Here is an 8,192-nt window from a genome sequence, read left to right as displayed (position 1 = left end):
GCAAGCCCATTTTTAAATCACGAACACCTTTGAAATAATTATTCGTGAGTAATTAAATGGGTTTGTTCAAAAATATAAACGAATATATTGCGGCTTACTCACTTCGGTCGGTAGATAAGACAACAGTAAACTATCTCCCTGACATACATTGGGAAAATCACTTAAAAAAACAGAAAATATGATAAAAAGAAACATTTCTTCAATATTGGTTATAATAGCAATGGCTTTAAATATTCTAAGTTTTGATTTTTCTAATTTTAATATTGAGTCTACAAAAACTTGGTTGTTTTTAGGTTCTTCAATAATTATTATTATTGCTTCGATAATATTAATTTTTTTTAACGAAAATAAAAACAATAAGAAACCTGATAGCGCGAGCTCAATGCCATTAAGTTAATGCCCCCCGCTGGTGCGCGATTAGTTTCACTGATCTCTACGTCGTTTTGGTCGTATCGCGTTCCTTCAGATAAAATAAAACCACAGTATGTAATCGTGCAGGAGCAGTTTGACTGATTGATTTTGAAATGAAATATTAATTTAAAAAATAAACTTATGAGCACAAAGAAGATCTTTTCCGGTATATCACCAGTTGTAATAATGGGCGTGAAAAATTTATTAGAATCTGAAGGCATCGAGTGTTTCGAAATAAACAAATCAGATTCTTCATATGTTGGTCTTTTAGGAGAAATAGAGCTTTATGTAGATGAATCTCAAGTTGAAAAAGCACAAAATGTCCTTAAAACATTTAAATCTGAATAATACCTCTTCTGATAGCGCGAGCTTCGCTGATCTGCACTTCGTTTCGGTAATATCGCGTTCTCTTAAAGATTAAATCACACGATACAATCGTGCGATAGTAATAATATAAAAATAATGGCTAGCCCTTTTAATTAAGAGCTAGCCATTCCTTTGTCTTATCCTTTCTGCAACCTAAAGTTTAAAGAAACTGTAGTCTATATATTGAAGCAGGGTTTGAGCTTCATTGTGCTTGGCTATTTCAGCCTTCCACTTGTTAGAGTTGAGGTCGAAGATCAAACTCTGACTAGAGTCTACAAAACCAAAACCATTGTTGTAAGTGAAATAAGCATAGCCTTTCTGCGATTTATTAAATAGGTTTTTACCAATTGTAAAATCGCTGGCATCTATTCCCATTTGCGGTAAAAGGGTAGTCGCTAAATCGGGCTGACAACCATATTTGTCTATTTTAATTCCTTTTTGCTTCAGGCAGCCACCCAACCAGAGCATTGGGATTTTATACTTATCAGGATCGCTAGGCACATAGTTGCCTACATAACGAGAGCCATGATCAGCCAATAGAATAACCAACGTGTTATCCCAGCTGGGGAGTTTCTTCAATCGGGCTATAAACTCGCCCAGACACTTATCGGTGTAATAAGCCGAGTTCATAAACAAGCTGTTTTCATCCTTGCCTTGTATAGCTGTTTCCATGGGTACAGCAAAAGGCTCATGACTGCTTAAAGTTAAACAAGCTTTAAAGAAGGGTTGTTTTTCCAGTTTAATATCGTGGTACAATCTGTCGAATAAGAATTCGTCGTGCACGCCCCATTTCGATGTGTTTAACTCACCAGGAAAATCATCCATTGAGATGGTATTGTTGAAACCAACGTTCGACAGATAGGAGTTCATACTGGCAAAATGAAGATCGCCACCGTAATAGAATTTACTGTTATAGCCTTCTTTCTTCAGTGTTTTGCAAAGGCTTGGTAAGTTCTGTACTTTCTTATGAAACTCAATCACAGGTTTTTGTGGTAGTGAGGGAAAACCAGAGAAAATACCTACTGTTCCAATCTTTGTTCTGTCGCCAATTCCGTAGAAGTTGGTAAACATGATCCCTTCATCCGAAAGGGCATGGAAGTTGGGTGTTACCCCTTTTTTACCACCCAGTTCTTCTATAATGGCTGAGGTGAAACTCTCCAATACAATTAAAATGATATTAGGCGACTGACTCGTCAGAATTGTATCCTGATTGATTGTTTGTGAAGCCATCATATCCTGAAACCTGATTTTAGCTTCATCATCAGTTATCAGTTTAAGTCTTTTATTTTTGTTAAGCTTCTTTAGAGAATAAGAGAAGTTCCAAATCGGGTTAACCGCCAAAAGGTTGGCGTAAGTGTTCGATGAATGGTAAACGAAGCCGACATTCATAGGTGCAATACCAAAACCACCTCTAACAGGAATAATCATACTGGCTGTTAGAAGTAATAAAAGGGGGAGGAATTTCAATTTTGTAGGTGTAATTGCATCCAGCTTTTTAATTAAAAAGCGGTTGAATAATTTATAGCTTAGCGTAAGCATGGCAATATAAATCCCAAATAAAAGAATATAGGTTGAAAGTGCTGTTGATGCAGCGGCTTCCTTAGGCGTTTTTAAATAACTTAAAATAGTGCCATCAGCATGAAAGCCCCAGTTGCGGAATAATTCAAAGTTTGGCACGGCTATCGTTAAGCTGATAAGCATAAGCACTGCATAAAGAACTCTGAAGAGCAGTTTCAGTTTCGTCCCAGGCAATGTTATGCTAGAGCATAGAATCAAACCTGTCAGCATCATGATATAACCGGTTAACGAAACATCGTGATATAGCCCATATGTAAAGGATAGGAGAACCTCACCAATACTTAATAAACTCGTTTGTGAATATTGATATATCGAAAATGCAAAGCGAATGAATATCATAAAGGCTATCCATGATATTGCTGCTGCAAGAAAAAATCTTAATCGTTGTTTCATAATTATAATCGAGTAATAAATTTTATTTGAAAATTGCAATTATAGCCATAAGGATAATTGAAAGGCTACCCCAGGTTATCATGTTCCATTTCCAATCTTTTTCTGCAATCGGATTGTCTAGTTTTATAAACTTTAATCGGGGTAATATTTTATAAATAATATAACCAAAGAACAAGCCAATAGCTGTGCCTACAATAATATCCCCAGGGTAATGAACACCAAGGTAAATTCTGGAATAGGAAACCAAAGCAGCCCAGGAAAATAAGAATAGACTTAGTTTTCTATTTCGGAAAAGCAAACTACAGAATGTTGCCAATCCAAACACATTGGCTGCATGCGATGAGGCAAAACCATATTTGCCTCCACGATAGCCATTTACAGTATGAACCAAGTCTGCTAGCTCTGGAGATCTGCTCGGACGAAAACGCTGAAAAGTAGGTTTTAGAATTCCCGATGCCATTTGATCGCAACATGTGATTACAAGTGCAATTACGACTAATAGATACAAACAATTCTTCCATCCATATGTGCGGTATATCTGAACGATGATTGATAGATAAAAAGCAGCCCAAACCAGTTTCCCGGATATCAGAAACATAAATGAGTCGAAAAAAGGAGAGTGGATGCCGTTGAGGAATAAAAGCAATTCCTGATCTAATTGATTGAGTGTTTCAAGCATAATTGTGTTCGTATTTAGAATACCTAAAGTATCGGGCTTCGTATTAAAAGTTTTTAAAAATGACTGTAAAAATAGTGATTATACTTACAATATGCTGAATTGTTAATCGATTGAATAAAGAAAAGAGTTGTTTCTTAATCAAATGCTTTAACATTGGGTTGCTTTATGAAGCTATTTAAGATGTTAGTAAGTTCGTTTAACGGTGTATTACTCGCTTTTATCGTGTAGCATATTGTTTCATCCAATAAATTTGATGTGAGACATAAATAGAACTAAAATTGTGAGCGAGATTGAATATTATATTTAATTTTGATACACATAAACTATGCTTTTGTTATTCTTTATCATGTCGATGAAATTTAGTTGATTTTAAAGATTAGCATTTAATAATTAATTCAAAAAAATTAATGATGATTAGAAAACTGTTTCTATCGCTTCTGTTTGTAAGTATTTTTACAATTGGAAGCTTTGCGCAAACCGGAAAAATCGAGTTTGAAGAATACGATCTTGATAATGGCTTACATGTCATTTTACAGCAAGATCATACAACACCAAATATTGTTGTTTCGGTAATGTATCATGTAGGATCGAAGAACGAGAATCCTGAATTGACAGGTTTTGCTCACTTCTTTGAACATTTAATGTTTGAAGGAACTGAAAATATTCCACGTTTCCAGTACGATAAATATGTGTCGAGAGCCGGTGGTTCTTTAAATGCAAATACATCAAGCGATAGAACTTATTATTATGAGCTATTGCCTTCTAATCAATTGGCTTTAGGTCTTTGGTTAGAGTCTGAAAGAATGATGCATGCAAAAGTTGAGGAGATCGGAATTGAAACTCAAAAAGGTGTTGTTATTCAGGAGAAAAAACAAAGTTACGACAACAAGCCTTATGGTCAGATTTTACCAGAGACTATGGCTCACGCTTATACCGATCACCCTTACAAATGGATACCTATCGGAGACGAAGAGCATATCCGCAATGCAAAAACAGAGGATTTTGTAAACTTTTATAAAGAGTTTTATGTGCCAAACAATGCTGTTTTAACTATTTGTGGTGATTTTAAAACGGAAGAGGCTAAGAAATTGATTGGCGATTATTTTACTGCGATTCCAAAGGGAACCAAAGAAATTTACCGTCCGAATATTGTTGAGCCTATTAAAACGGCTGAAGTAAGAGATACGGTTTACGATAACATTCAGTTACCTGCTGTTATTCAAGCTTACCATATTCCTGCTATGGGAACTCAAGATTATTATGCTGCTAGCATGTTGGCTACACTAATGAGTGATGGTAAGAGTTCAAGAATGAACAAATCATTGGTTGAAGAGAAGCAATTGGCTTTACAAATGATTGCTATGCCTATGCCAAACGAAGATCCAGGTCTGACTTTAGCTTTTGGTATTCCAAACATGGGAGTTGATCTAAAGGTACTCGAAGACGAAATGAATAAGGAATTTGTTCGTGTTCAGGAAGAATTGATTTCTGATAAAGAGTATCAGAAACTACGTAACAAAATCGAAAACGAATTGGTTAGTTCAAACTCGACAATTGCACGTCGTGCTGAGAATTTATCAACAGCTTATACGTATTACAAGGATACACAAAGAGTAAACCAAGAGTTGGATAAATTTTTCACTGTAACACGTGAAGATATTCGCGAAGTAGCAAAGAAATATTTCACTCCTGAAAACCGTGTTGTTCTTTACTACATGCCAAAAACAAAGTAAGACGTTACAGAAATTAATATGAGTCGATTTTGAAAGACTCAATTTTATAGGGATAGGCTTTGGTCTAAACACATAAATTGTAAAAAATGAAAAAATTAAATAAATTTTTATTCATACTTGTTGCTATTTGTATGGTAACATCTGTTCACGCGCAAGTGGATAGAACAAAAGCTCCTGCTGCAGGTCCTGCACCTAAAGTTCAGTTGGGCGATTACGACACATTTACTTTGAAAAATGGTTTGAAAGTATTGGTTGTTGAAAACCATAAACTTCCAAAAGTTAATTTTTCGTTGAGTTTGAATAACGACCCAATTGTTGAAGGTGATAAAGCGGGATTTACCTCTTTTGCTGGCGAGTTGATAGGAACTGGAACAACAACTAAAAACTATGCTCAGATTTCAGAAGAGATTGATTTTATTGGTGCTAGTTTAAGAACTTCGGCTTCAGGAGCAAGTGCGAGTGGTTTGTCTCGTTACAAAGAGCAGATTATGGCAATGATGGCAGATGTTACATTGAATCCATCTTTCCCACAAGACGAATTTGATAAAATTGTAAAACAATCTTTATCAGGATTGGAATCATCGAAAAACGATCCGAACTCTATTTCATCGAATATGAGAAGTCGTATTGTTTACGGAGCTAATCACCCTTATGGTGATGTGATGACTAAAGCGACTGTTGAGAATATTAAAGTTGAGGATTGTAAGAATTACTACAACACTTACTTTAAGCCAAACGTAGCTGTTCTTGCTATTGTTGGCGATATCACAACAAAAGAAGCTAAAAAATTGGTGAAGAAATATTTCGGGAAATGGGAAAAAGGAGATGTTCCTACGATGAAACATGATATGCCTGCTAAGATGGTAGGAAAACGTGTTGTGTTGGCAAATAAAGATGCGGCATCTCAATCCTTAATCCAAATTATCAACACATTCGAATTGAAGAAAGCGAATCCTGATGTGATTCCTGCAAAAGTGATGAATGCAATGTTGGGTTCAGGTTTTTCTGGATTATTATTCAAGAATCTTCGTGAAGATAAAGCTTATACTTATGGAGCTTACTCAAGTATTTCTGATGATAAGCTGGTTGGTTTTTTTAGAACAACATCGAATGTAAAAGCTGCTGTTACCGATAGTGCTTTTGTTCAGATGGTGGTAGAAATAGATCGTATTCGCGATACTAAGTTGACTCAAGATCATTTAAATATGACAAAAGCAGCAATGGCAGGTGATTTTGCTAGAGCTCTTGAAAGACCTTCAACTATTGCCAGTTTTGCTATGTCTATCGAGCGTAACAACTTGCCAGCTGACTATTATGCAACTTATTTAGAGAAACTGGATAAGGTGAGTTTGGAAGATATTCAGGCCATGGCTAAGAAATATATCGATCCTAATAATGCTGTTTACCTAGTTGTTGGTGATAAAAAATACAAAGAGAGATTAGCAAAGCTAAGTTCTGATGGTGTTGTTGAGGAATACGATTTCAAAGGCGATATCGTAAAAGAAGATCCTAATGCTATTCCAGAAGGTTTAACGGCTAATATGGTTATCGATACGTATATCAATGCTATTGGTGGACGAGAGATGCTTGAAAGTATTAAAGACATGAGTGTGAAAGGTGAAATGAAAATGGGACCTATGAGCATTAATGTTGAGCAAGCTTACAAGAACAATGAGAAGTTTGCCATGTCGATGGTAATGAACGGACAAGTTTTGCAAGCGATTAAATATAACGGGACTTCAGCTAAGGTTATGGCTCAAGGTCAGGAAAACCAAGCTAATGCAGAGCAATTGAAAGGATTCAAGATACAAGCTCAAATGTTTGCTGAACTTAAGTTTACTGAACTAGGTTTTACATCGAAAATTGCGGGTACCGAAATGATTGATGGTAAGAAAGCTTATAAACTTGAAGTTGTAGGTACTGATGGAATTACCAAATTTGATTTCTACTGTGCAACTACAGGTTTGAAAATTAAGACTGTAGCTCAACAGAATGGTATGTCTGTGACAATGCTTTATAACGATTATAAAGATGTTGATGGTTTGAAGTTTCCATTTTCTACTTTAACGAAAATGGGACCTCAGGAAATGCCTTTAACTATTACTAGTTTAGAGCTTAATAAAGATATTAAGGATGAATTATTCAACTAGCAATTGAACAGAATAGAATGAAATGGCCACCTTAGGTGGCCATTTTTTTGTTTTAATAATATTGGACTAAGTCTGTTTATGCTTTGCAGCACCCTGTTTTAGGGAGTTCGTAGAAATATTTAAGAAAAAACAGGAAGTGTTTGGTCATTTATAAATTGTTTCTACCTTTGCGCACCGATTCAGGAGCGTAATTAGTGGTTAGTTAATCGCAATGATCGAATCGATTGTTTCAATATGGTTATATAAGGATTTAGGGTTAAATTCGTATTGAAAATTAATTTTGGGTTAGAAGAAAAAGGCAGGTGGGGACCTGCCTTTTTCGTTTTTCAGAGAATTCTGATCTTCTCTTTATTCTTTTTTTTCCGGAGACATATATTTATAAACAATACCAGCAAGTATAGCTCCAGCTATAGGTGCTAACCAGAATAACCAAAGTTGCCCCATTGCCCAATCTCCAACAAAAAAAGCCTGACTAGTACTACGTGCAGGATTGACAGATGTATTGGTCACTGGAATACTAATGAGATGAATAAGAGTTAAGCCTAAACCTATAGCTAAGCCTGCGAAACCTTTGGGAGCTTTCGAATGAGTTGCGCCAAGTATGATCATTAGAAACATGAAAGTCATTACAATTTCACAAACTAATGCAGCAAGCATGCTGTAACCACCTGGTGAATGCTCTGCATAGCCGTTGGCTGCAAAGCCACCCATCTCGAAGCCTGATTTGCCAGAGGCAATAAGGTAAAGAATACCTGCACCAGCTATGCCACCCAATACCTGAGCTGCAATATAAGGGAGTAACTCTCTTTTGTCGAAACGTCCACCAACCCAGAGACCAACGGACACAGCAGGGTTAAGATGACAACCTGAAATGTGTCCGAT

6 protein-coding genes are annotated in these 8,192 nt (G+C 36.0%); 3 read left to right on the top strand and 3 right to left on the bottom strand.

The window, feature by feature from the left end; translation table 11 throughout:
• Positions 1-552 precede the first annotated feature (552 nt).
• Positions 553-759, top strand: coding sequence for a DUF2007 domain-containing protein (locus ABY905_RS11155; protein WP_372643741.1), 207 nt, complete (start codon positions 553-555; stop codon positions 757-759).
• A gap of 171 nt (positions 760-930) precedes the next feature.
• On the opposite strand, the gene ABY905_RS11150 is transcribed toward ABY905_RS11155, so the two are convergent.
• Together ABY905_RS11150 and ABY905_RS11145 are read right to left on the bottom strand one after the other, a co-directional pair.
• Positions 931-2,748 carry an LTA synthase family protein gene (locus ABY905_RS11150; RefSeq protein WP_372643740.1) on the bottom strand — a complete coding sequence of 606 codons (1,818 nt, stop codon included), beginning with the start codon at positions 2,746-2,748 and terminating at the stop codon, positions 931-933.
• A 22-nt stretch (positions 2,749-2,770) separates the two neighbouring features.
• Entirely contained in the window at positions 2,771-3,427 is a 657-nt protein-coding gene (locus tag ABY905_RS11145) for a phosphatase PAP2 family protein (RefSeq protein ID WP_372643739.1), read from the bottom strand.
• A 410-nt stretch (positions 3,428-3,837) separates the two neighbouring features.
• Here ABY905_RS11145 and ABY905_RS11140 point away from each other — a divergent pair, with 410 nt between their 5' ends.
• Entirely contained in the window at positions 3,838-5,160 is a 1,323-nt protein-coding gene (locus tag ABY905_RS11140) for a M16 family metallopeptidase (RefSeq protein ID WP_372643736.1), read from the top strand.
• A gap of 86 nt (positions 5,161-5,246) precedes the next feature.
• Entirely contained in the window at positions 5,247-7,310 is a 2,064-nt protein-coding gene (locus ABY905_RS11135; protein ID WP_372643733.1) for an insulinase family protein, read from the top strand.
• Positions 7,311-7,658: 348 nt separating this feature from the next.
• Here the strand turns inward: ABY905_RS11135 and aqpZ are convergent.
• Positions 7,659-8,192 (bottom strand): aquaporin Z (gene aqpZ, locus ABY905_RS11130; protein WP_372643730.1); only part of this gene is annotated, 534 nt, incomplete at its 5' end.

Source organism: Ancylomarina sp. (genome assembly GCF_041555295.1).
In the GTDB taxonomy this organism is placed as follows: Bacteria; Bacteroidota; Bacteroidia; order Bacteroidales; family Marinifilaceae; genus Ancylomarina.
Note: the sequence above shows the minus strand (reverse complement) of the source record. Positions and strands in the feature narration are given on the sequence as shown.

What these genes read in the sequence shown, in the direction of transcription:
- ABY905_RS11155 (WP_372643741.1), top strand. Translation starts at nt 553, where the DNA reads ATGAGCACAAAGAAGATCTTTTCCGGTATATCACCAGTTGTAATAATG.
- ABY905_RS11140 (WP_372643736.1), top strand. Translation starts at nt 3,838, where the DNA reads ATGATTAGAAAACTGTTTCTATCGCTTCTGTTTGTAAGTATTTTTACA.
- ABY905_RS11145 (WP_372643739.1), bottom strand. Translation starts at nt 3,427, where the DNA reads ATGCTTGAAACACTCAATCAATTAGATCAGGAATTGCTTTTATTCCTC.
- ABY905_RS11135 (WP_372643733.1), top strand. Translation starts at nt 5,247, where the DNA reads ATGAAAAAATTAAATAAATTTTTATTCATACTTGTTGCTATTTGTATG.
- ABY905_RS11150 (WP_372643740.1), bottom strand. Translation starts at nt 2,748, where the DNA reads ATGAAACAACGATTAAGATTTTTTCTTGCAGCAGCAATATCATGGATA.